This is a genomic window from Chryseobacterium sp. L12, from assembly GCF_056133985.1.
Map to the genome: position 1 here is coordinate 71,079 of NZ_JBVYOF010000018.1, position 24,737 is coordinate 95,815.

The 24,737-nt window shown below is 35.6% G+C and carries 23 protein-coding genes; 14 read left to right on the top strand and 9 right to left on the bottom strand.

The genetic code is table 11. The features are described 5' to 3' along the window. Positions 1-63: 63 nt before the first annotated feature. The gene (locus AC0NBN_RS11515) at positions 64-777 is read left to right on the top strand and encodes a biotin--[acetyl-CoA-carboxylase] ligase (RefSeq protein ID WP_160812671.1); all 714 of its coding nucleotides are present in this window, start codon (positions 64-66) and stop codon (positions 775-777) included. Here the strand turns inward: AC0NBN_RS11515 and AC0NBN_RS11520 are convergent. From AC0NBN_RS11520 to AC0NBN_RS11535, 4 genes are all read right to left on the bottom strand, one after another. Next, the gene (locus AC0NBN_RS11520) at positions 771-1,883 is read right to left on the bottom strand and encodes an LptF/LptG family permease (protein ID WP_143883228.1); all 1,113 of its coding nucleotides are present in this window, start codon (positions 1,881-1,883) and stop codon (positions 771-773) included. The two genes, AC0NBN_RS11515 and AC0NBN_RS11520, sit on opposite strands and share 7 nt — an antisense overlap. Before the next feature lie 9 nt (positions 1,884-1,892). Beyond that, complete coding sequence (gene tgt, locus AC0NBN_RS11525) at positions 1,893-3,023, bottom strand: tRNA guanosine(34) transglycosylase Tgt (RefSeq protein ID WP_160812670.1); 1,131 nt, start codon at positions 3,021-3,023, stop codon at positions 1,893-1,895. A gap of 46 nt (positions 3,024-3,069) precedes the next feature. Beyond that, entirely contained in the window at positions 3,070-3,444 is a 375-nt protein-coding gene (locus AC0NBN_RS11530; protein WP_160812669.1) for a DUF4296 domain-containing protein, read from the bottom strand. 63 nt (positions 3,445-3,507) lie between these two features. After that, on the bottom strand, positions 3,508-4,224 hold the full coding sequence (locus AC0NBN_RS11535; protein WP_143883225.1) for a polyprenol monophosphomannose synthase: 717 nt from the start codon (positions 4,222-4,224) through the stop codon (positions 3,508-3,510). 98 nt (positions 4,225-4,322) lie between these two features. Between AC0NBN_RS11535 and AC0NBN_RS11540 the strand changes: the two genes are divergently transcribed. From AC0NBN_RS11540 to AC0NBN_RS11560, 5 genes are all read left to right on the top strand, one after another. Next, positions 4,323-4,970: a DUF4271 domain-containing protein gene (locus AC0NBN_RS11540; RefSeq protein WP_474468419.1), complete on the top strand. Its 648-nt coding sequence runs from the start codon at positions 4,323-4,325 to the stop codon at positions 4,968-4,970. An 11-nt stretch (positions 4,971-4,981) separates the two neighbouring features. Next, positions 4,982-5,722 carry a uroporphyrinogen-III synthase gene (locus AC0NBN_RS11545; RefSeq protein ID WP_143883806.1) on the top strand — a complete coding sequence of 247 codons (741 nt, stop codon included), beginning with the start codon at positions 4,982-4,984 and terminating at the stop codon, positions 5,720-5,722. Positions 5,723-5,809: 87 nt separating this feature from the next. Beyond that, positions 5,810-7,852 (top strand): S9 family peptidase, encoded by a 2,043-nt coding sequence (locus AC0NBN_RS11550; RefSeq protein ID WP_160812667.1) that lies wholly within the window; start codon positions 5,810-5,812, stop codon positions 7,850-7,852. 7 nt (positions 7,853-7,859) lie between these two features. Then, positions 7,860-8,054 carry a hypothetical protein gene (locus AC0NBN_RS11555; RefSeq protein WP_143883222.1) on the top strand — a complete coding sequence of 65 codons (195 nt, stop codon included), beginning with the start codon at positions 7,860-7,862 and terminating at the stop codon, positions 8,052-8,054. Between the two features lie 12 nt (positions 8,055-8,066). Continuing rightward, the gene (locus tag AC0NBN_RS11560; protein ID WP_160812666.1) at positions 8,067-8,411 is read left to right on the top strand and encodes a hypothetical protein; all 345 of its coding nucleotides are present in this window, start codon (positions 8,067-8,069) and stop codon (positions 8,409-8,411) included. Positions 8,412-8,472: 61 nt separating this feature from the next. Here the strand turns inward: AC0NBN_RS11560 and AC0NBN_RS11565 are convergent, their stop codons facing one another. The 3 genes from AC0NBN_RS11565 to AC0NBN_RS11575 form a co-directional block, all read right to left on the bottom strand. Then, entirely contained in the window at positions 8,473-8,799 is a 327-nt protein-coding gene (locus AC0NBN_RS11565; protein ID WP_143883220.1) for a hypothetical protein, read from the bottom strand. Next, on the bottom strand, positions 8,799-9,614 hold the full coding sequence (gene panB / locus AC0NBN_RS11570) for a 3-methyl-2-oxobutanoate hydroxymethyltransferase (RefSeq protein ID WP_143883219.1): 816 nt from the start codon (positions 9,612-9,614) through the stop codon (positions 8,799-8,801). Before panB ends, AC0NBN_RS11565 begins: the two co-directional genes overlap by 1 nt. A gap of 108 nt (positions 9,615-9,722) precedes the next feature. Continuing rightward, the gene (locus AC0NBN_RS11575; protein ID WP_143883805.1) at positions 9,723-10,436 is read right to left on the bottom strand and encodes a Crp/Fnr family transcriptional regulator; all 714 of its coding nucleotides are present in this window, start codon (positions 10,434-10,436) and stop codon (positions 9,723-9,725) included. Between the two features lie 89 nt (positions 10,437-10,525). Here AC0NBN_RS11575 and AC0NBN_RS11580 point away from each other — a divergent pair, with 89 nt between their 5' ends. The 8 genes from AC0NBN_RS11580 to AC0NBN_RS11615 all read left to right on the top strand — a co-directional run bounded on the left by AC0NBN_RS11580 (position 10,526) and on the right by AC0NBN_RS11615 (position 19,370). Next, complete coding sequence (locus AC0NBN_RS11580; RefSeq protein WP_474468437.1) at positions 10,526-12,904, top strand: heavy metal translocating P-type ATPase; 2,379 nt, start codon at positions 10,526-10,528, stop codon at positions 12,902-12,904. Between the two features lie 109 nt (positions 12,905-13,013). Then, positions 13,014-13,238 carry a cbb3-type cytochrome oxidase assembly protein CcoS gene (gene ccoS / locus AC0NBN_RS11585; RefSeq protein WP_143883217.1) on the top strand — a complete coding sequence of 75 codons (225 nt, stop codon included), beginning with the start codon at positions 13,014-13,016 and terminating at the stop codon, positions 13,236-13,238. A gap of 5 nt (positions 13,239-13,243) precedes the next feature. After that, positions 13,244-15,505 (top strand): cytochrome-c oxidase, cbb3-type subunit I, encoded by a 2,262-nt coding sequence (gene ccoN / locus AC0NBN_RS11590; RefSeq protein ID WP_160812664.1) that lies wholly within the window; start codon positions 13,244-13,246, stop codon positions 15,503-15,505. 16 nt (positions 15,506-15,521) lie between these two features. After that, positions 15,522-15,719, top strand: coding sequence for a cbb3-type cytochrome oxidase subunit 3 (locus AC0NBN_RS11595; protein WP_143883215.1), 198 nt, complete (start codon positions 15,522-15,524; stop codon positions 15,717-15,719). Positions 15,720-15,729: 10 nt separating this feature from the next. Further along, positions 15,730-16,608, top strand: coding sequence for a c-type cytochrome (locus AC0NBN_RS11600; protein WP_143883214.1), 879 nt, complete (start codon positions 15,730-15,732; stop codon positions 16,606-16,608). A gap of 91 nt (positions 16,609-16,699) precedes the next feature. Next, positions 16,700-18,154 (top strand): cytochrome c oxidase accessory protein CcoG, encoded by a 1,455-nt coding sequence (gene ccoG / locus AC0NBN_RS11605; protein ID WP_143883213.1) that lies wholly within the window; start codon positions 16,700-16,702, stop codon positions 18,152-18,154. Between the two features lie 11 nt (positions 18,155-18,165). Beyond that, the gene (locus AC0NBN_RS11610; protein ID WP_160812663.1) at positions 18,166-18,618 is read left to right on the top strand and encodes a FixH family protein; all 453 of its coding nucleotides are present in this window, start codon (positions 18,166-18,168) and stop codon (positions 18,616-18,618) included. After that, positions 18,609-19,370, top strand: a complete 762-nt coding sequence (locus tag AC0NBN_RS11615) for a sulfite exporter TauE/SafE family protein (protein WP_143883211.1) — start codon at positions 18,609-18,611, stop codon at positions 19,368-19,370. The genes AC0NBN_RS11610 and AC0NBN_RS11615 overlap by 10 nt, the downstream gene beginning before the upstream one ends. Before the next feature lie 400 nt (positions 19,371-19,770). Here the strand turns inward: AC0NBN_RS11615 and AC0NBN_RS11620 are convergent, their stop codons facing one another. Both AC0NBN_RS11620 and AC0NBN_RS11625 read right to left on the bottom strand, forming a co-directional pair. Next, a complete protein-coding gene (locus tag AC0NBN_RS11620; RefSeq protein WP_160812662.1) occupies positions 19,771-21,837 on the bottom strand; it encodes a DUF5689 domain-containing protein in 2,067 nt (688 codons plus the stop codon). An 11-nt stretch (positions 21,838-21,848) separates the two neighbouring features. Further along, positions 21,849-24,629 carry a TonB-dependent receptor gene (locus tag AC0NBN_RS11625; protein ID WP_160812661.1) on the bottom strand — a complete coding sequence of 927 codons (2,781 nt, stop codon included), beginning with the start codon at positions 24,627-24,629 and terminating at the stop codon, positions 21,849-21,851. Between the last annotated feature and the right edge of the window lie 108 nt (positions 24,630-24,737).

Sequence of the window (24,737 nt, forward strand, 5' to 3'; positions counted from 1 at the left end):
TTTATTGTTTTTCTTTCACTTTAGCCTTATTTTTAGCCGTTTAAAGTCTTAAAGTTTTCTTAAATGGATGACCTTTTTTATGTAAATGAATGTTCTTCTACTAATGACGAAATAAGCGGTATTTTACTTTATAATACTTCAGATTTTACAGCCCTTTACACTTTCTGTCAGACAAACGGCAGAGGACAATACGGCAATCAATGGGTTTCGTCTTCGGAAAAGAATCTGGCTTACACATTAGCAGTAAAAAAATCAGCTTTTCATCACTCCGACTTTCTGTTCAATTATTATACCGCAATTTGCGTACAGACTTATATTGCCACCCTGACAGGAAAACAGGTACACATTAAATGGCCAAATGATATTATTTTAAACAAAAAGAAAATTGCCGGGATTTTAATTGAAAAAAAGAATATTAGCCAAACGGCTTATTTCATTACCGGAATCGGAATTAATATCTTACAGGAAAACTTCGATAAAATATCTAATGCCGGATCCATTTTAACCCAGACTGGACAAAAATTTAATCTGAAAAACTTCATTGAAAACTTCCATAAATATTTCATTGAAAAATTAAAAAATATTCCTTCGGAAGACGAAATTATGATTCATCTGAACTACCATCTGTTCCGTAAAGATCAAATTTCTGTTTTTGAAATAGGAGGATCAAAACAAAATGGCATCATAAGAAGTGCAGAAAAAAACGGAAAAATCTGCATTGAACTGGAAACAGGACTGCAGGCTTTCTATCTGAAAGAGATCAAGCTTCTTTACTGATTAGCCCTCTTCAGATACAAAAACAAAGTAACCGGAAAAAATACGATATTTGGAAACCACATTGCCAGTACCGGAGACATACTTTTGTTTTCTGAAACCACCTTTAAGGCTTCAAAAGAAAATACAAAAACGAAAGCCAGAGAAATACCTATAGCCAGATTGATTCCCAAACCTCCCCTTTTCTTTTGTGAAGAAAGCGAAAGCGCAAGAAACGTTAATATGATAATAGAAACCGGCATTGAAGTACGCTGGTGAAACTCGTTCAGGTGAGAGTTGAGATTGCTGTTTCCTTTTTCTTTTTCCCTTTCGATGAATTTAATAAGTTCCGGAGTAGTCTTATTCTGTCCTAAAAGCTCATTTGGAAATAATTCTTCAGGATCCTGTCCGAAATTTTTTCTTATCTCAAAACCCTGCCCCAATTTTTCGGAATCGTCTTTATTAATGGTCTTTTCCAGATAACTGTTGAGTACAAAATTCTTTTTCTCCTGCTCCCAGAAAACATCGGTAGATTTCAGCTCGTAAATCAGCTTTCTGTTTTTATCAAATTTCTGATAAAGAAAGCCATACCCTCTTTTTTCTCTTTTGTTCCAGGAATTGACAAAAATATACTCCATTTTGCTCAGCTGAGCAGAAACAGCAGCTGTACCAAGGATTTTTTCTTTATTTGCAGTATTGTAAGTATAGGCTTCCAGTTGATTTTTCTTGATATTCGCCCACGGTAAAACAAAATGATTGATTGCCAATGAGACAACCGCAATGAACAATGAAGTCAACAGGTATGGTCTGGCAAATCTGTGAAAGCTTGCACCGCTGCTTATTATGGCAACAATTTCGGTATTATTTGCCATTCTTGACGTAAAATAAATAACCGAAATAAAAACAAGAATTGCCAAAAATGTAACAACAAGGTTTATAATCCAGAACGGATAGAAATTAACCAAAAAATAACTAACATCCAGCTTTGGATCTATTTCTGTAGCTCTTTCTATTCGCGGAATTTTTTGCTGTACATCAATTACCAAAACGACAATAGACAGCAATACCAACATAAACCCGAAGGTTCCGAGGTATTTTTTAACGATATATCCGTCTATTATTTTAAGCATAAATAATGTTTAAAGTCTTTGTCTCAATACAGGAACTACAGAATCTTTCCATTGATAAAAATCTCCTGCTAAGATATGCTCTCTCGCCACTTTTACCAAATCAAGATAAAATGCAAGGTTATGAATAGAAGCAATCTGCTTTGCAAGGTATTCTTTAGATACAAATAAATGCCTTACGTAGGCTTTTGAATATTCCTGATCTACAAAACTTGTCCCAAACTCATCCAATGGCGAAAAATCTTTCTTCCATTTTTCATTTTTCATATTGATGACCCCCTGCCATGTAAAAAGCATCCCGTTTCTTGCATTTCTTGTTGGCATCACGCAATCCATCATATCAATTCCGAGACCGATAGATTCCAGAATATTCCACGGTGTTCCTACTCCCATCAGATATCTTGGTTTTTCTTTAGGCAAAATATCCGTAACCTCATCCGTGATTCTGTACATTTCTTCTTCCGGCTCACCAACGGAAAGACCGCCAATTGCATTTCCTTCAGCACCGGCTTCGGCAATTACTTCTGCCGAAATTTTTCTTAAATCTGAATATGTAGAACCCTGAACAATCGGAAAAAACCGTTGTTTATAACCATAAAGCTCAGGATTTTTTTCGTTCCAGTCAATACATCTTTCCAGCCAGCGGTGCGTCATCTCCATTGATAATTTCACCTGATTGTAATCACACGGATAGGCAACACACTCGTCAAATGCCATAAATATGTCTGCTCCGATCTGTCTCTGAATTTCCATAGACTTCTCCGGAGTAAATAAATGATAGCTTCCGTCGATATGAGATTTGAATTTCACACCTTCTTCAGACATTTTTCTGCTTCCTGAAAGCGAAAACACCTGAAAACCTCCTGAATCTGTAAGAATGGGAAGATCCCAATTCATAAATTTGTGCAAACCTCCGGCTTCCTGCATGACTTCCATTCCCGGACGAAGATATAGATGATAGGTATTTCCAAGGATAATCTGCGCCTTTATATCTTCTTTAATCTCTCTCTGATGCACCGTCTTTACACTTGCAACCGTTCCTACCGGCATAAAGATAGGAGTCTGAATACTTCCGTGATCAGTAGACAAGACACCCGCTCTTGCTTTCCCTTCTGAGGTTTTTTCTATATTAAAAAAATTCATTCTATAACATTTAATACGATCCGTATTTCTCAATGATGGTGAAAAATTATCTGCGCTCAAGCCTGGGAACATCCTTAATGACCTGTTCAGATTCTTTCTTTACTTTCTCTACAGCTTTTGGATCTTTTTCTTTAAGAATTTCCTGAGCATCTTCTACGATGCCTTTCATCTTTTGTTTAATAACATAATATTTATAGCTTTCAACAAAATCATCTGCTTTAATATTATAAGATTTAAGAATATATCTTGTTCCGCTTTCCAGATTTTTGTCCGGATAAAGAAAAACCATCTGATCGTTGATAGCCATTTCTGCAATAATCTCCGCCATCTTATCCTGATCAATAAGATTTTTGGGCTTATCTATATATTCCGTACAGGAAAAAACCAACAGAAAAGTAAAAAATCCTATAAGCTTTTTCATATGTATATATTTGTATTAAAGAAATTGTATCTCAATTATAATAGTTTGTGAACAATTCTGATTTTACAACCTGTTAATTAAAGATTTCCACTTTAAGTTTAAAACTCCGAAAACGGCTTCATGAATAATTCCGCCATTCATTTTACTTTCGCCTAAAATTCTGTTGGTAAAAATAATAGGAACTTCTACAATTTTAAATCCTTTTTTGAAAGTTCTGAATTTCATTTCAATCTGAAAGCCATATCCTTTTAATTTCACATTATCCAATCCTATTTCTTCCAACACCTTTCTTGAAAAACAAACGAAACCCGCTGTTGTATCGTGAATCGGAAGACCCAAAATAAACCTTACGTATTTTGAAGCGAAATAAGAAAGCAAAACTCTTCCCATTGGCCAGTTGACTACATTCACTCCTTTAGAATAGCGAGATCCGACCGCCATATCTGCATTTTTACAAGCTTCAAAAAGTCTCGGAAGATCTTTCGGATCATGTGAAAAATCAGCATCCATTTCAAATATATAATCATACTGATTCTGAAGTGCCCATTTGAATCCATGGATATAAGCTTTTCCCAATCCGTCTTTCACGTGTCTCACAGAAAGATGCAGGTGATGAGGAAACTTTGTCTGAAGATCTTTTACGATATCCGCTGTTTTATCAGGCGAAGAATCATCAACCACTAAAATATGAAAGTCTTCATTCAACGCAAAAACTGCAGAAATAATATTGGTAATATTTTCTTTTTCGTTGTAAGTCGGAATGATGACAAGTTTTTTCATTTCAGTTTGCAAAGATAGTTTATTTAAGCTTTTTATTTTATACAAAATAATCTATAATTTTGCAAAAAAATATTCTCTTGCCATCAATCCATAATTTTGTGAACCACGTAAGAATACCCGAAAATAATGATTGGGTTGTTTTTACCCTTATTGTATGTATCTTTCTATACATTTTTATGATGAATGTGGTGGAACGTGATGCAAATCTCAAAGACTTTCTGCTTCAGAAATATTATGATGCAAGCAATAATCTCCCGAGCTGGATCATTACCTCTATAGTAACGGCACTTTGCATGAGTGTCTTGGTTTCGCAGTACATTCCTTTTGTTCCGAAATATATTGCAGACGTTCAGCCATTTGGATACCAACTGAATAAAATTGGCTACACCGTAATCATTGTATCTCTTTTTTATATCACAAGAGCTGTACTCGGATATCTTTTTTACCAATCTATTGGTGACGGAAAAAAGTGGAGCATTTTTTATTTTACGTCAACCAAATTTTATTTCATCTTTTCTATTCTGCTGATTATTTTGTGCATAGCGCATTATTATTTCCCGATCGACAGAAATGAAGCATTTGTATATTATCTCAGTTTTTTTTGTTTCACATTCATTTTCAAGGTATTTTTCTATTTGTTTCACAGAAACAACATCTTACCCCAAAAATGGTATTATAAATTTTTGTATATTTGCACGCTCCAAATGGCACCAATTCTGATGCTATGGAAGTTATTATTTATTTAATAGAGTACATGATGAGAATAAAATCAATATTGGTTTCTCAACCAGCGCCGAGTGAGTCTTCTCCTTATCTGGAAATTGCGAAGAAGGAAAAAATAAAGATTGACTTCCGCCCGTTTATCCACGTAGAAGGTGTAGACAACAAAGAACTCAGAACACAAAAAATAGACCTTACACAGTATACCGGTATTATTTTTACCAGTAAGAATGCTATTGACCATTATTTCAGGCTTGCAGAAGAATTGAGGTTTGCAGTTCCGGATACGATGAGATACATCTGTCAGTCGGAAGCAATTGCCAATTATCTCCAAAAGCACATTGTTTACAGAAAGAGAAAAATAAGCTTTGGCGAAAAGAATTTTTCGGACCTTTTACCGCTTTTTAAAAAATTTCCCTCAGAAAAATATTTGCTCCCATCTTCAGACCTTCTAAGTCCGGATATTGTAAAAACAATGGAGGCATCTAATGTAGACTGGAAAAGAGCAATCATGTACCGAACTGTCTGCAGTGACCTTACGGATATCACTATAAAAGATTACGATATGTTGATTTTCTTCAGTCCACAGGGAATCAAATCTTTACAACAAAACTTCCCGGATTTTAAGCAGGAAGATACCAAAATAGGCGTTTTTGGTCCTACAACATCTGCCGCTGCCGAAGAAGCAGGACTGAAAGTAGATTTAATGGCACCAACTAAAGAAACTCCGTCCATGACAATGGCATTGGAAAAATACATTAAAGTTTTACACAAATAAGTTAAAATCTTTACACGACAAGACCGTCTTCCTCATAGCAGGTAAGATGGTTTTTTTTTAACTACATTTGAACAAGAATTAGATCAGATGAAAGCTCCACAGGCAAAAAAAATAGAAAAAACACTTGAAATACACGGAGATAAGAGAACAGATGCTTATTTCTGGATGAATGAAAGAGAAAATCCCGAAGTGATACAATACCTAGAAGCGGAGAATGCCTATTCGGATTTTATAATGAAAGATACCGAACAGCTTCAGGAAGAACTTTTCGAGGAAATGAAAGCACGATATAAAAAGGATGATGAGTCACTGCCTTATTTTTTCAATGGCTATTGGTATATCGTTCGTTACGAAGAGGGTAAAGAATATCCTATTTTCTGCAGAAAATATAAAAGTCTTGACCATGAAGAAGAAATAATACTTGATGTAAATATCCTCGCAGAAGGAGAAGATTTTTTTGAAGTAGCCAATGTTGCGGTGAGTCCCAATAATCAATTAGCTTCTTTTTCCTCTGATAATGTAGGAAGAAGAATTTATACGCTCAATTTTAAAGATTTAAAAACCGGTAAAATTCTTCCTGATGTAATAGAAAACACCACAGGAAAAGCAGTCTGGGCGAATGATAATGTGCATGTATTTTACATCCGTAAAGATGAAAGCCTGCGTGCATTTCAGGTTTTCAGACATCAATTAGGAACTGATGCTGCTGAAGACGTTTTGATTTTTCATGAAGAAGACGAAACTTTTGACGTAAACGTGTTCAAGACAAAATCTATGGAATATATTTTCATGGCTAGTTCCAGCACAATTTCAGATGAGCATCGTTTTATTCCTGCAGATAATGTTTTTGCTGATTGGAAAGTCATTCAGCCAAGAATAGATGATCTGGAATATTCTGTGGAACATTATGAAGATGAGTTTTATATCATTACCAATGCTGATGATGCTACCAATTTTAAGCTGGTAAAAACAAAAATCAATAACTGCGGTATGGAAAACTGGGTGGATGTGATTCCTCACCGCCCTGAAATTTTACTGGAAGGTTTTGAGATTTTTAAAAATTATCTTGTATTAGAAGAAAGAGAACAAGGTTTACTCCGGATTAAAATTATCGACGGAAAAAATCAGGAATCTCATTATCTCAGCTTCACAGATCCTACTTACACCGCTTACATTGGCATTAATCTTGAGTTTGATACGGAAGTTCTCCGCTACGGTTATACTTCACTCACCCAACCAAGCACAACGTTTGAGTATAATATGAAAGATCAAACGACCAAAATGCTGAAGCAGCAGGAAGTTTTAGGTGGAAAATTTAATCCGGAAAATTATATTTCTGAAAGAATCTGGGCAGATTCCCGAGATGGAGAAACAAGGATACCTATCTCTCTGGTGTATCATAAAGACACAAAAAAATCAGCCGAAACTCCGCTTCTTTTATATGGATACGGAAGTTATGGTCATACCGTTGATGCAAGTTTCTCTAATGTAAGGTTATCAATTCTCGACAGAGGGTTTATTTATGCCATTGCACATATCAGAGGTGGAGAATATCTGGGAAGAGAATGGTACGAAGACGGAAAAATGTTATTCAAAAAAAATACTTTTTTTGATTTTATAGATGCCGGAAAGTTTTTGATTAAGCAAAATTATACCTCTTCAAAACATTTGTATGCTATGGGAGGAAGCGCAGGCGGACTTTTGGTAGGTGCGGTGATGAATTACGAACCCTCTTTATTCAACGGTATTATAGCACAGGTTCCTTTCGTAGATGTTGTAACCACAATGCTTGACGAAACCATTCCTTTAACAACCGGAGAATACGACGAATGGGGAAACCCAAATGATGAGGAGTACTACCATTACATGAAAGAATATTCGCCTTACGACAATGTGGAAGCTAAAGATTATCCGAATATTCTGATTACTACAGGTTTTCACGACTCTCAGGTGCAATACTGGGAACCTGCAAAATGGACGGCAAAACTGAGAGAATTGAAAACAGATGATAACATCCTAATTTTCAAAACTGATATGAGTTCCGGACACGGAGGAGCAAGCGGAAGATTTGAATCTTTAAAGGAAGATGCGCTGGAATACGCATTTCTATTAAAAATTGACAAACAATAGAAAAACGATGACATTTGCAATTATCTTTCTTTGCCTTTTTATTTCATATTATCTTTTTCAAAAAAGTAAAATAAGAAGAATTGAAAAACAGGAATATATACAGGAAAGAAAAAATCAAAAATTTAATGAATTGCTTGATCTTGCCAGAAAACAGGATGAGCAAAACTCAGAGAATGATAAGGCGAATGAAAATGACAATTAATTGATAAAAATTATGATCAACGAATCAGAATACTGGCAAAAAGTAGAACAGTTTTTTAGTGAAAATTTTGATACTGAGAAAAATGCACCGATAGAAACCTATCTTTTTTTAATCGGAGTACAGGAATTAGGAAGCGGACAGCAAAAATACACTAAAGACGACAAAGTAAATCTTCTTCATATAGCAGTATGCCGTTTGCTCGAACCTTTCGGATATTTCAAATTCTCGCATTATGACGATGATGGCTATCCTCATTTTGAGGAAGTAGAAAAACTGCCTGAATTAAAACCCAACGAACAGCAGATTCTGATGAAAAAAGCAATCATTCAGTATTTTCAGGACGAAGAACTGATTTAAAAAATCCATTAAAGTTTCTGTAATAACTTTAATGGATTAAAATATTTTATTTGGTTTTTGTTTATTTGTTATACTGAGATCTGTTGGTAAACGAAATAACAATTCCCCCTAAAAGACCAAGTGTTTTGATGGAGGCAAAGGGAGAATCCAATGGTAAAAAAGCACCGACAATACATAATGCAGCTGCCGCATACATCGGATAAGTAAATTTATTGTTGATTAAAGTCGGAGCCTGCAAAATAAAGCTTAGACCTATCAGAATATAGAACAATCTTCTGGAGAGAAAAGAATTGATATCCTCCGAAAAAAGATTAAACCATCCTACAGCAATACAGATGATGGCTAAAATCGACAAAATTCCCTGAGCTGCCTGTAAATTATTTCTCATTAATAGCTTTCATTTTTATTTGGAAAATCTGATGTTTTTACATCTTTTACAAACTGTGAAACAGCCCCGGTAATTTCCGTATACAGATCAAGATATCTTCTCAAAAATTTGGGCGAAAAACCTTTGTTCATACCGATCATGTCATGGTACACCAAAACCTGACCATCACAGTCGGGTCCTGCTCCAATTCCGATGGTAGGAATTGTGATGCTCTCTGTAACTTTTTTAGCCAGATCAGCAGGAATTTTTTCTAAAACAACCGCAAAACATCCTAATTCTTCCAAGAGTTTTGCATCACTGATCAGTTTTTCTGCTTCAGCATCTTCTTTAGCTCTTACTTTGTAGGTTCCAAACTGATAAATAGATTGTGGAGTCAATCCCAAATGCCCCATAATTGGAATACCGGCATTGATGATCTTTTTGATAGACTTTGAAATCTCTTTTCCTCCTTCAATTTTAACAGCATGAGCACCACCTTCTTTCATCATTCTTACAGCAGATTCCAGTGCTTTATCCGGATTGCTTTGGTAAGTTCCGAACGGAAGATCCGCCACAATTAATGCCCTGTCTATACCTCTTACAACACTTTGTGTATGATAAATCATCTGATCCAGTGTTATGGGAAGCGTTGTTTCGAAACCAGCCATTACATTTGCCGCCGAATCACCGATAAGTACAGCATCTATTCCGCCTGCATCTACCATTTTTGCAGTGGTAAAATCGTAAGCGGTGAGCATTGTGATTTTTTCCTTATCGAATTTCATTTTTCGTAAGGTTTCAGTCGTAACTTTTTTTATTTCAGAATGTACAGACATAATAATTAATGATGAGTGATAGATAATAAGTGATGAAAGATTATTCGTCAGAAGTTTTGAGCAAAAAAAATGATGATTGATTTATCAGCAATCAATCATCTCTGTTCTTTATAAAACAACGTGCCCCAGTTTCATCAGTTTTTCGTGATTCAGGATTTTAATGTTTCTGCCATCCACTTCAATGAGATGATCTCCTTTAAATTCGGAAATCAATCTGATGGCACTTTCTGTTGCAGTACCAATAATATTGGCTATTTCTTCTCTGGTTAAAGAAATTTTGATAAAACCCTCAGGATCAGTTCCTAGTTTTTGCTCAAGAAGCAGCAATATTTCAGCAAGTCTTTCTCTCACTGTTTTTTGTGCTAAAAAAGTAATGGTATTAGAAGATTCTCCCAGTTCGTAAGAAATCTTCTGCAGCATTACAAATGAAAGTTGAGAATCTACTTCAAGGAGATACATAAAAACATCTGCAGGTAAAAAAGTAGCTTCAATGTCGGTCATTGCCTCTGCTTTAGCCTGAAAATTTTCACCACAAAGCAAAGATCGGTATCCAATAATATCGCCTTCTTTGATGAATCTCAGAATCTGATCTTTCCCGAACGCTCCGGATTTTGAAAGTTTTGCTGCTCCTTTTTCTAAAACGAAAACACCTTTCGGTGCTTCTCCGTCTTCAAAAATGATATCATGCTTACCGAAAGTCAGCTTTTTTTTAGCTCTAATATATCTTTCAAAATCTGCACTGCTGAGCCTTTCTTTGAATGAATTATCATTGAAAACTCTTGCAAATCTTTCTTCAATGGCAATTTGTTGTTCCTGCGACATTTTATATGACATTTATCACAAAAATAGAACATTTTAATCCGATAAACAAAAAAAATTGTTATAATTTTGTAAGTCAATAATTTATGAAGGTGAGCGAGAACTGTTTTCATTGCGGGCAAGAGATAGAAAAGGAGAGAATTTATTTCGATGAAAAAATTTTCTGCTGTACAGGCTGCAAATCTGTTTATGAAATTCTGAATACCAACAATCTAAGTAATTTTTACGAGCTTAATAAAAAAGCAGGAATCCGACCTTCAGAAGACGATTCATCTCAGTTTGATTATTTAGACACTCAGGAAATTTTTGACAGAATAACTGATTTCTCTGAAGGCAATACCAGTCTCGTGACGTTTAGAATTCCTGTAATTCATTGCTCTTCATGCATTTGGCTCTTAGAAAGCCTTCATACTTTACACAAAGATATTAAATACTCTCAGGTAAATTTCACCAGAAAAACGCTACAGATTTCTTTTGACCATAACCAGCTGAAGCTGAGCGAACTTGCTAAATTTCTTACCAATCTTGGCTATAGACCAGCCATAAATCTGGAAACAGCAGATAAAAATGAAGAAAACCTAGATAAATCTTTGCTGGTGAAGCTTGCCGTTGCCGGCTTTGCTTTCGGAAACGGAATGTTTCTGGCGTTCCCAGAGTACATTGGTGGCGAAGATTTCTGGATGCAGCATTACAAAGGTTTATTCAGAATTTTAATGTTTCTTTTGTCTGTACCTGTCGTTTTTTACTCTGCGTCAGATTATTACAAATCAGCTTGGTATGGCTTAAAAAACAGAATTGTTAATATTGACGTTCCGATTGTATTAGGAATTTTCGTCCTGTTTGGAAGAAGTATTTATGAAATTGCAACCGATTACGGTCCAGGATATTTTGACACTTTATGCGGACTGTTGTTTTTTATGCTTTTGGGGAAAATTTTCCAAAAAAGAACTTACAGCTCACTATCCTATGACAGAGATTATAAATCATTTTATCCAATTGCCGTAACAAAAGTTGATTTTAACGGGAAACAGGAAAACATTCTGCTTTCTGAAATTAAAATTGGAGACAGAATTCTTGTAAGGAATCAGGAAATTATTCCGGTAGACGCAATCTTAATCAGCGGAAAAGGCAATATCGACAACAGTTTTATTACGGGTGAAAGCGTAAGTATTTCTAAAAATCCCGGGGATAAAATTTTCGCCGGAGGAAAACAGATAGGTTCTTCTCTTGAGCTTGAAGTTATCAAAAATGTGGATCAGAGTTATCTCACCCAGCTATGGAACAAAGAAGCGTTTAAAAAACATGAAACGGGACTTGACACACTCATCAACAACATTAGTAAATACTTCACATTCATCATTTTAGGCATTGCTGTTGTTGCAGGAACATATTGGTATTTTATTGATCTTGAAAAAATGTTTCAGGTTGTTTCTGCCATTCTTATTATTGCCTGCCCATGTGCTTTAGCGCTATCCTCGCCTTTTACTTTTGGACATATCATGCGGATTTTGGGCAAAAATAAATTTTACGTAAAAGACACTTTAACTATAGAAAAAATTGCTAAAGTTGATACTCTTGTATTTGATAAAACAGGAACAATTACGCACAGAAAAAAATCAAATTTAAAATACGAAGGATCTGATATTCAGGAATTTGATCTATTGAACATTAAAAGCCTGGTTAAAAATTCAAATCATCCGTTATCCAAATCTCTGTATGACTATCTGAATGTTCCCGACGAATATTATCCCGTAGAAAATTTCGAGGAAATTTCCGGAAAAGGATACGAAGCATACATCAGAGGAAATTTATACAAAATTGGCTCGGCAAAATACAACAATCAGGAGTCAAAAAATCTGGAAACAGCGGTTTACATCAGCAAAAACAATCAGTTTTTAGGGAAATATATTTTCAAAAATGAATATCGCGACAACCTCAAAAACTTATTCACAAAACTTACTCAGTATAAAATTTATATTCTGAGCGGCGATAATTCATCAGAAGAAAACCAATTGAAAGAAATTATCCCGAATTGCAGCTCTATGGCTTTTAATCAAAGCCCTGAAGACAAATTAAATTACATCCAAAACCTTCAGGATCAAGGCTCTAAAGTGATCATGCTCGGTGACGGACTGAATGATGCCGGTGCACTGAAGCAAAGCAACGTAGGAATTGCAATTTCGGACGACAGCAACAGCTTTACACCGTCCTCAGATGTGATCATGAATGGAGAAAAAGTGACGCAGCTTAATCATTACCTTAATGCCTGCAAGGGATCTATTACCATTGTCAAATTAACATTCGTAATCAGTTTTCTTTACAATATTGTAGGTCTCAGCTTTGCAGTAACCGGAAACATGAGTCCGCTTTTCGCTGCCATCATCATGCCGATAAGTTCTATTACCGTGATCACTTTTACTACAATTTCCACATGGATTTTAGGCAGAAAACATTTTAAAAAAGCAGTATAAAAACGCTTATTTAGACTGGTTTTAAATTAACCAAAACCCGTATTTCGTGACGAAAATCATTATTTTTCACTAAATTTGAAACCCGAAAATAGGTTAATTTTGTTGTCAGATGGATATTCTATATTTAATGATCCTGTGCAGCGTTTCTTTGGCTGCCGTTTTTCTGGTCGTATTTATAGTGTATGCCCGAAAAGGACAGTTTGAAGATGATGAATCTCCTGCTGTGAGAATCCTCTTTGATAATGAAGAAATCAAGGAAACAGAAGACCTTTCGAGCAGCGACAGCGAAAAGAAAAAAGGTGATAGTAATAAATTTGAAGAAAAAAGTGAATAGTTAATATGGAGACACAAAAGTTTAGTTATGACAACAGTATTGTTCGTGCATTCCTATACGCAACCATAGTTTTTGGAATTATCGGTTTCGTATTCGGGCTTACGGCAGCATTGATGCTTTTCTATCCTGAGCTTCCTGAATTTTTGTTCGGGACCGATGACGAAACAATCAAAAGTCTGGCGTCAGGAAACATACAAGGCTTAATAAATACCAACGGTGCGCTAGGTTTTGGAAGAATCAGAATGCTTCACACCACAACGGTAATTTTTGCATTTGTTTGTAATATCGTTTATGTAGGAGTTTACTACTCGCTACAAAGATTGCTTAAAACCAGAATGTACAGTGATACCCTTTCATGGATTCATTTCTGGACATGGCAAATCATGATTGTGGCAACTTTCATCACATTCTTTATGGGGATCAACACTTCTAAAGAATATGCTGAACATGAATGGCCAATTGATATTTTGATTGCATTCTCATGGATTGTTTTCGGAATTAATATGTTTGGAACGATTGCTAAAAGAAGAGTACGCCATTTGTATGTTGCGATTTGGTTTTATATCGGTACATGGATCGCGGTTGCCATGCTTCATATCTTCAATAACCTTGAAGTTCCGTTGTCTTTCGCAGGATGGAAATCCTATTCAGCATACGCAGGAGTAAAAGATGCGATTGTACAATGGTGGTATGGTCACAATGCTGTTGCATTTGTATTGACAACACCGGTTCTTGGTTTGATGTATTATTTCTTACCAAAAGCAGCAGACAGACCAGTATTTTCATACAAATTATCAATTATTCACTTCTGGTCATTGATCTTTGTTTATATTTGGGCAGGACCTCACCACCTTCAGTATACTGCTTTGCCGGCATGGGCTCAGGCGGTGGGAACAGGGTTTTCCATCATGCTTATTGCTCCGTCTTGGGGTGGAATGCTCAACGGTTTATTAACTTTAAGAGGCGCCTGGGATAAAGTAAGAGAAAATCCTATTCTTAAATTCTTCGTTGTAGCTGTTACATGTTACGGAATGGCAACTTTCGAAGGTCCGCTTTTAGCAACTAAAAACATCAATAAGATTGGTCACTTTACTGACTGGGTAATTGGACACGTACACTTAGGTGCTTTAGGATGGAATGGTTTTATGGCGTTTGGCGTTATTTACTATCTGCTCCCGATCATGTGGAGAACAAAACTATGGTCTGTAAAATTAGCAAACTGGCATTTCTGGTTAGGAACATTAGGTATTATTTTCTATGCGGTACCAATGTATATTGCAGGATTTACCCAAGGTTTGATGTGGAAGCAGTTTAATCCGGACGGAACTCTTTTATGGAAAAACTGGTTAGATACTGTTACAGCTATCGTTCCGTATTATAAAATGAGATTTGTAGGAGGACTTTTATATCTTTCAGGAGGACTTTTAATGGTTGTTAATGCTTATATGACCATCAAAAAAGGATCATTCCAAAAAGAAGTTCCTGCAGAAGCTCCTGCGTTAGCTAATATCAGCAACAAGAGAAAAGAGGGAGAAGGTACTCACCTTTGGCTGGAAAGAATGCCTTTATTATTGGGTATCTTATCTTTCGTAGCAATTTCTATAGGAAGTATGGTAGAAATTATTCCTACTCTTTCATTAAAGAAAAGTGTACCAACAATATCAGCGGTAAAACCTTATTCACCGCTTGAACTTGAAGGTAGAGATCTATATATCCGTGAAGGATGTAATGCCTGTCACTCTCAAATGGTAAGACCATTCAGAGATGAAATTGTAAGATTTAACGGTAAAAACGGACAATATTCCAAAGCAGGAGAGTTTGTATACGACAGACCATTCCTTTGGGGTTCTAAAAGAACAGGACCTGATTTGCACAGAGAAGGTGGAAAAAACCCAAGTTCTTGGCATTATAAGCATATGTACAACCCAAGATCTACATCAGCAGGTTCTATCATGCCTCGTTATCCTTGGTTGATTTCAAACAATTTAGACCGTTCAAAAATGGTAGACAAAATTGTTTTTATGAAGCAAGTATATGATGTGCCTTATACAAAAGCTCAAATTGATTCTGCTGATAAATGGGCAGATAATCAGGCTGCGAGTATTGTAAAAGACATCTTTGTGGAAGCAGCAGATTTGAAAAACGAATATGCGAAAAGACCACAAGGTGAACTTGAGAAGAAAGAAATTGTTGCTTTGATTGCTTACCTGCAAAGATTAGGTACAGATATTAAAACGACTGAAATAAAAACAGCGAGTAATAACTAAATATTAAAAGTTACTGATGATTCCTCAAAACTTTAAAGACATATTATCCAATACTGATAATGCTGGTTTTTATCAGACTCTGGCTCTGATATTCTTTATGCTGTTTTTCGTAGCTCTTGTAATATATGTGTTCAGCAGACCCAAAAAATATTACAAAGAGGAAGAACATGCACCGCTTGGGGATGACGAGGATGATTTTAATTTAAAAAATTAAACTACTTATTATGAAACAAAGAACACCGGTTTTTGTAAACATTTTAATTATAACAGGACTTTTAATTGTTTTTTATTATCTGTTTGTACAAAGTTATTCGTTTTTTTCATCCCTTTATTTCTGGGGTACTGTAATCATTGGCGGAATATTGGCGTACATACACAGTGCAATCGGAGATTTAATCGAAAACAAGAAGTTTGGGAAACTATCAGATGAAGAAAAAGCGACATATCTCGCTGAAAAGAAAATACCTTTTCTAAAGAGACAGTATATGGCTGCATTTAAAAAGCAATCTGAAACTGAAGAAAAAGATATTCTTATTGACCACGGCTTTGATGGCATTATGGAGCTAGACAACCAGCTTCCTAAATGGTGGGTTGGATTATTCTGGTTCGGAACTGCCTTTTGTATCGTCTATGTATTTGCTTTTTCTTTCACAGATTTTGCAAGTCCGATTAAGGAATACGAAAAAGAATATAAGGAACAGGAAGCAAGCGTTGCTGCATATTTAGCAGATCAGCCGCCTGTGACTCTTGAAAGCGCAGAATTTTCTGAAGATAATATTGCAGCAGGAGAAGAAGTATTCAAAACTAACTGTGTGTCTTGTCACTCTGAAGGGGGAAGAGGTGGAATTGGTCCTAACCTAACCGATAACTTCTGGAAAAACCAACCTGAGAAAAAACTCTTTAAAAATGTTTTCCATATCGTAGAAAACGGAGTTACCGGAACTGCGATGCAGGCTTGGGGTAAAAACGGAGTTCTTACAGGTACAGACATTCAGAATGTTGCGGCATATGTTTACTCAATCAATCAGCTTAAAAAGCCGATTACTCCGGCAGAAGGCGGAGCTCCTCCTTACGGGGATGAAGCGAATTGGGAAAAACAGTAATTAAATTTAAAAATATATGAAAAAACATAATTTGTTATTAGATAAAAATAGTAACGGATTATGTTTTTTTCGTTTTTAAAATATACCAAAAATGTCAAAAATAGAGAATGAAGCCGTTCGCGGCGGACAGGGTCAGGTATTAGATCCTGAAACCTATAGAGATTCTATAGGCACAATGGAACAGTCTGGTAAAAGAAAATGGGTTTTCCCCAGAAAACCTAAAGGAAAGTATACCAACTACAGAAATTTAGTAAGCTTTATTTTGTTGCTGATTTATTTTTCAATTCCATTTATTAAAATTAACGGTAATCCGTTTTTCATGTTCAATGTCATCGACAGAGAATTTTTTATTATCGGACAGCCTTTTTATCCTCAAGATTTTTTTATTCTTACGCTGGGTGCTATTGCTTCACTTATTTTCATTATCGTTTTTACAATTGCATTCGGAAGAATTTTCTGCGGGTGGATATGTCCTCAGACAATTTTTTTAGAGTCTATATTTCGTAAAATTGAATATGCTATTGAAGGAGACCGTAATAAGCAAATGAAGCTGGACAGACAGGAATGGAACAGTGAAAAAATCTGGAAAAGAAGTTTAAAGTGGTCGATATACATTATCATTTCCTTAATTATCACACACTTCATGTTTATGTATATTGTGGGATATGAGGAAGTTTTCAATATTATTTCACAGGGACCTTTTGCCAATCCTACCAATTTCATGGTAATGATCCTGTTTACAGCTGCATTTTATTTTGTTTTTGCATGGTTCAGAGAACAGGTTTGTACCTTAGTCTGTCCGTACGGAAGATTGCAGGGAGTTTTGATTGATAAAGATACCATCAATGTTTTTTATGATTTTAAAAGAGGCGAAAACCGTTCTAAATGGAGAAAAGGCGAAGACAGAAAAGCTGCGGGAAAAGGAGATTGTATCGACTGTTTTCAGTGCGTTGTGGTGTGCCCGACAGGAATTGATATCCGTGACGGTCAACAACTGGAATGCGTGAACTGCACAGCGTGTATTGATGCATGCGATGAAGTGATGGAAAAAGTAGGCTTGCCAAAAGGATTGATAAGATATGCTTCGGAAAATGAAATAGAAAAACAGATTCCTTTCAAATTCACGGGAAGAATGAAAGGCTTTTCTGTGGTACTGATGTTATTGATAGGATTTTTAGGTTTCTTACTTTATAACCGCGGCGAAATGGAAGCAAAATTCATCAAACCAGCAGGAAGTACATTCTTCGTAAGAGAAGGAAAAATTACCAATACATATAATTATACATTTCTCAATAAGACTAACGATAAAAAAATTGTTACTATAAAAGTTATTGAGCCTTCTCATGCAGAAATAGGTTTCAGCGGCTCCAGTAAAATTACGGTTGAGCGTGATAAAATAGCCAAAGGAACAATCAGCATCAGTTTCCCGGAAGCAGAAATGAATTTATCTAAACAAAATATTACCATTGGGGTGTATGACATGAACGGCAAGCTCATTGATTCGTACCAGACTTATTTTGAAGGGCCTTTTAAATTACAGTTTTAAAGAAAAAAATTATGAAAAATTTCACTTGGGGGCACGGTATTGTTTTAGCACTTGCCGCATTTATTATATTTATTTTGTCAATGCTGTTTCTTTTTCCGAACGGTCAAAAAAATTCGGAAATGGTGACTGAACATTATTATGAAGAAGAGCTTCAGTATCAATCGGTAATTGATGCAAAAAACCGTGCGGATAAACTGGAAGAAAAACCAGTGTATTCCCAATCAACAAAAGGAATTACCATTACATTTCCTTTGGAAATCAATAACTCCAATTCAACAGTCAGTTTTGTATTAAACAGATCAGATGATCAGAATTTAGATATAAAAAAAACTGTTCAGCTTGAGACAGACAATTCTTTCACGATCCCTGCGGCTGTCTTAATTAAAGGAAACTACACTTTGAGACTGAGCTGGACAAAAGATAAAACCGACTATCGACTGGACTATGACGTGATATGGAAATAGCATTGATTATATCTGCAGTGGGCTTAGGCTTCGCATCAGGATTCCACTGTATCGGAATGTGCGGCCCCATTGCGCTATCAATGGGTTTGACCAAGAAACAAGCAACTAATTATTATCTTCAGAATCTGACCTATCAGTTTGGAAGGATTTTTACCTATACTCTACTCGGCGGTATTCTGGGTATTATAGGCGAAGGATTTGAAATGGCAGGATTCCAACGCTATCTTACCATTGGTGTTGGAGTTTTGCTTATCATTATGGCTTTATTTTCGTTTGGCGGAAAAGATTTCGCATCAAAGATTCCGTTTATTTCGAAATTTCTTTTTAAAGTAAAATCTAACCTAGGAAAATTACTCCAAAAAGCAGATTACCGGTCAAGATTTACAACCGGAATTTTGAACGGATTTTTGCCATGCGGAATGGTTTATATGGCACTCACAGCAAGTCTGGCAAGTGGCGGCATTTGGCAGGGAGCTTTTTACATGAGCTTATTCGGATTGGGAACTCTTCCTTTTATGTTTACGGTTGTATTGGTGGGTAATCTGATGAGCCAGACATTTAGGATAAAAGTACTTAAAGTAGTTCCGGTGGTGATGATTATTTTAGGCGGTCTTTTTATTGTACGAGGTCTGGAACTGGGAATTCCGTACGTTTCCCCAAAAAAGGAAGCAATGAAAATATCTCCCGGTCACGATATAAACTGTACGAATACAGATCCCAATCATCAACATAATCCTGAAACTTGTCATTAAATGCTTAAGCTGTTATTTAATAACAATTCTAATGGCTGTTTTGAAATTATTCTTTGTGAAAGCACAACACTTTATCTTTTACATTAACCTCAGTTCGGGATAAGAAATAAATTTAAATAATTGATTTATCGCATCATATTAACTTATAGCAAAGAAAAACAAAAGATTTTTTACTTCTTGAAAGTTTTTAATAATTGAATCTCTCTGTTTAACATTATGTTTAAGAAAACTTATTCCAAACTCAGATTAAATTAAAAAAGAGTTGGTTTCACAGCTAGATGATGTAAATTGAAAATCTTGATACAAAACCATTACAAGACTGTAGATCAATAGAAATCATAAAAAAAGTCCGTCTACACTAGTTGTGAGACGGACTCTTCTTTATAACTTTTACTGATGGTTATTCACCTTTGATTTTAAAATCATCAATTTCCCAGGTTGGAGCTCCTGAGGTTGTAGAAGTATATTTGAATGCAATTCTCACATTTTTTCCTAAAAATGCTGACAAGTCTACATTACCAGAACTTACCCAGTCTCCAAATGCACCGCTGTTGGTATCTAATGTTGCCGGTAAAAGCACCCAGTTTGTTGTAGCAGGGTTTCCTGTATAGTTTTCTGTTGCATACACCTGTAAAGGATTACCGTTGTATCTTACATCACTTGTAAAGCTTACGGCTGCTTTAGTCTTCCCAACCAAACTTACAGATTTAGAAATCAGCCAGTCTTCATTTACATTGTTACCTCCTGCAAAACCGTTCATTACTGCATAGTAATTTGTTCCGTTCCCTTGGTTAGAAGTAGTCCATACCTGAGCTCCTGAAACATTTACTGTTGTCCAGTCTGCATTAAATCCTCCAGCTGCAAAGTTTTCACTGTATAAAACAGGAAGTGGAACATATACTGAACCATCACATCTTGGATTATCTAAATCTGCACCTAAAAGATCTGTAATCCAAAGCTGATAAGTTCCGTTGAAAACGCTTAGAACACCATACACATCACCTTTTCCTGATTCTATAACCTGACCGGCAAAATCAGCAAAATTACTTGTTCTAAGAAAAATTTTATTGCCAGAACAATCTTCTAGAGTTCTGTTGGTAGCAGCTGATGCAGCATATACTTTTTCCAAATCTCCTTCAATAAACTGAAGATTTCTAATTTTTACCCATCTACCAACATCTGCCATACTAATTTGAGTAATTGTTCTTTCTGTAGGTATAACCGCAGTTGTTGGTTTTTTAGAATCAAAGAAGTACTTGTAAACATCTGCTTCGGCAATTCTTCCAACCGCACCGTTAAACGGACTTCCTAACTGAATCTCTCCAGAAACCGCTCCAACATAAAGATTTTTAAGTTTTATATAAACCTCTTTCCCAACTACAAATCTAGAATCATTAAACATATCATTCTTGTCAATATTTACTCTGATACCTCCGGTTGCGTCTTCTACATAAATATATTTGAATAGATTTCCTGTTTTGTCATTAGCAATTACTTTCGCTTTTAAAACAAAATCTCCGGTAATTAATGTAAGAGGATTGGTTGCCAATTGCTTAACCTCAGCAACCGTTTTCTGCGTTAAACCATTATCACTATACTCACAAGGATTTGATGCAATGCCGTCTAATCTAGGGAAATTATTCATTTCAAGATCAGTAACCTTATTAATATACATCTGATAAGTACTGTTGAACTTACTGTAGATACCTACAAATTTACCATTTCCTGAAGGAAGAATCTGACTAGCAAATGATGCGTAACCGCTGTTTCTTACAACTCTAGCTGTTGATGATGTGTTATCTCTGATTGTTCTGTCTACAGTAACTCCGTTTGGAGCAAAGTTGGTACATAAAACTCTGCTGTCAAATTCTGCGTTGTTCATTTGTATTAAACAACCGATAAGGTTATCATTCGCAGAAACCATCTGAACAGAAGTGATTACTTTAGGAATAATTTCCGCTCTTACAGTACATGATTTGAAAATTTTTGATGGTACAAGTTTTTCAGGAATTCTTGATACTGAAGAAGCTGTTGTTTCAGCACCTGTTTTTACTCCCAATTGTACTACTCCACCGTACGTACCTAAGGCTAAGCCAGCAAGTTTAATATAAACTTTAGAACCTTGAGGGTATCTTGTATATGTACTCACAGCATCTACACTGATTACAAATCCTTGAGTAGGGTTTTCAGGTCTATCCTGAATATATATCGTCTTATAAATATTCCCTGTTTCATCAGTAGAAGAAACATATCCCTCTACAATATCTTTAGAATCATCAGGAAAAACAAACGCTGTATTGGTATACTTTGCTCTTAGCTGTGTCAATGTCATTGTGGCAGTAAGGTCTCCACACTGATAACCATCGACATTTGGCTCATCATACTTATCATCGTGTACACAACCAGAAATAATCATAGCTGCAATCATCACGAAGAAATATTTTAAAATGGATTGATATTTTTTCATTTTACTATATATTAGAATCTTAAATAAACATTTGTGAAGAATGTTGTTCCTCTGTCATACCATAATTTTGGTGCAAAATATGGATATTGTCTTTGTCCGTCTTCAAGAGCATCTGGAAATCTTACATTTCTACCTTGCTCAAATCCTCCTGTCACATAATTTCTGTTGTTTAGAATGTTGTTTACAGATACGCTGATTCCCATTCTGTATTTTCCGATAAGGAAAGATTTTCCTGCATTGGCATTCAGCATAAACTGATCATCAAATTTCTTCTGAGCTGTAAGCTGCTGAATAAGTTCCGGCGTTACCGCTTCGTAAGGATCATTTGTTGCCGGATTGATATACATGTATGGAGTTTTATTTAACGCTGAAAAATCCAGATATTGATCCATCAGATAGTTAGCAGAGGCTCCAACCCACCAATATTTAGGTGAATTGTACTTCAACCCGAATGAAAACGCTTTTTGAGGAGTTCCGGCTACCTTATAATTTTTGATATTTGCCTGTCCTTTCCAGAATTCTTCTCCCCTGAAACCATTAAGATCATCAAAGGTAGAAACATCAGCATTAGAAGTAAATTTATATTCTCCGATACTTGCAGCACCTATGGCGTTCAAAGTTGGGGTAATTTTAATATCATATCCCAATTCCACTCCCATATATCTCTTGTTCACACCTGTCATCGCTTCATTTACTAAAGTGTTTAAAGAAGTTCCGATAGCATCCGTCACATCAGCATAATATCTTGCGATTTCTGTGGAATTACTGATCGTGGTGTAAAAACCTGTTAATCTTAACTTTACAACCTGACCTCTTGTAATGTAACTCAGGTCATTAGAATTGATAATCTGATTTTTAACTCCCGGAGTTACATAATCAACCATTCTTGGATTGATATAAATCTCATTAAGGGTCGGAGCCAGACTAAAAAATGCACCGTTATAAACAATAAAGTTTTTACCGTTGATTTTATAAGTAACCTTTGCTTTCATCCCGGCATCCAAAGCATCATAAATTGCACTTTTACCTTTTGAATTATTCGCAAACCTGGTGATTCCGCTTCTATAATGTCCGTCTCTCTGTGATTCTGAGTAAGAACTGAAAATGGATGCAACTACATTAAACTTATTGAAATCTACTTCCGAAGAAATATTTAATGAATAATGATTTCTTGTAAACTCATAAGAATATTGCGTTCTGTCTCCAACTCTTACAAGATAATTAGGATCATCTGCATTGTATTGTAAATCATTATTGAAAGGATTTAAATTAAATGCAAAATCGGCACCCAATAGATCTTTTACTCTTCTGAAGTTATCAGATTTTAAATTCTGATAATTAAAATTAATATTTAATTTCCAGTTATCTTTTAATCTTGTATCAAAATGTGAGGCGAAATTGAATGTTTTATCTTGATTCACATCTTCCACCAAACTATAAGCAGCTCTCTTTCCTTTTACCTGAATAGGATTTCCCTGAGCATCAAACCCAATATTATATGTTCCTTCTATAATATTGTTGTTCTGACTGTATAAATCTAACCAGTTAATCTGTGAATTCTGTTTAAACTCATCTACTGTAAAATTACCAAAACTTGGAAGATTTCTGTAATAAGTAGGATTCGGATCTTTAGCTCTGAACCAGTCTAATCTGCTTCGTGCATCGCTCCCTATCTGATAAGAAACTGTATTGATCCAGTTTGAATTTTTACCTATTTTAAGATAGTCTGTCAACATAAACATCGGCTCAAAAACTTTTCTGATTCTTGAGTTTCTTTGTTCACCATCTTGCCATCCCCAGAATGAATTATAGTTTTTCCCCATAATATCATACACTTCCTGTGTGTTTGGCGAGTTAGATGCTCTGTAAGTTGGTGATCCAAAGCCTGTAAAGTTAATAGAGTGTCTGTCACTGAATTTCTTTTCTACAGCAGCAAAGTAAGCATAAGAATCCTGATAAACACCATCTATGATTGCCTGATCTCCCCATCTTCTGCTTCCTGAGAATGTGAATGCCCAACCTTTTTTGCTCATTCCGGTAGAATAAGTTGCCATTGCTCTGTGCAGGTAACTTCTATTGGTAAATGAGTAAGCAAGAGAAGTCTGCTTTCTGTAAGATGATGCTCTGGTATTATAATAAACGACCCCTCCAAGATTACCAAAAGTATATTCTGAAGGCGTAAGATTATCTACGTTTTCATAAGGATATCTCGTTACATCATTCAAACCACCCCAGTTGCTGAAATCAATTCTTCCGTCATCATTTTTAGACATAGAAACTCCATTGAAAACAACATCTTCAAAACGGTTATCAACACCTCTGGGTCTGAACCAGTAAGCACCCAGTTCAAACGCAGAAACATTCTGAAATGCATCTCTACCCGAACTTAAAAGACCAACCGTAGGCTGCATCGCAGAGCCTCCGTCTTCTGAATCTCCCTGAGAATCATCAATCACAACAACACCGGCATCATTTCCAACGCTGTTGTTTAATACAATTACACCTAAATCTTTTCTTTTTTCGTTAGCCGTAACATCAAATTCTAATGTCTTAGATTCGAAGTTTGGTTTTGAAATCGTAATAAGATAATGTCCGGGCATTAAATCTACAAACTGAAAATAACCAATTTTGTCTGCGGTAACGTCATTTACAGATTGTTCAAGATCAACCTCTGCTCTCTCCACAGGTTTACCGTCCTGACCTTTAACATACGCATAAACAGTAGTTTGCGCATAGTAATACGATGCAGGAAGCAAAGTAAACAAAGAGATTAGGGATAGTTTTTTAATCATAATAAACTTATTTTAGCACCTTCTTTATTTAAGGGGCAACAAATTTAGTATTATTTTCATTAACACAAACATTTTTAATGCTTTATTCTATTAAATATTCTTAACACT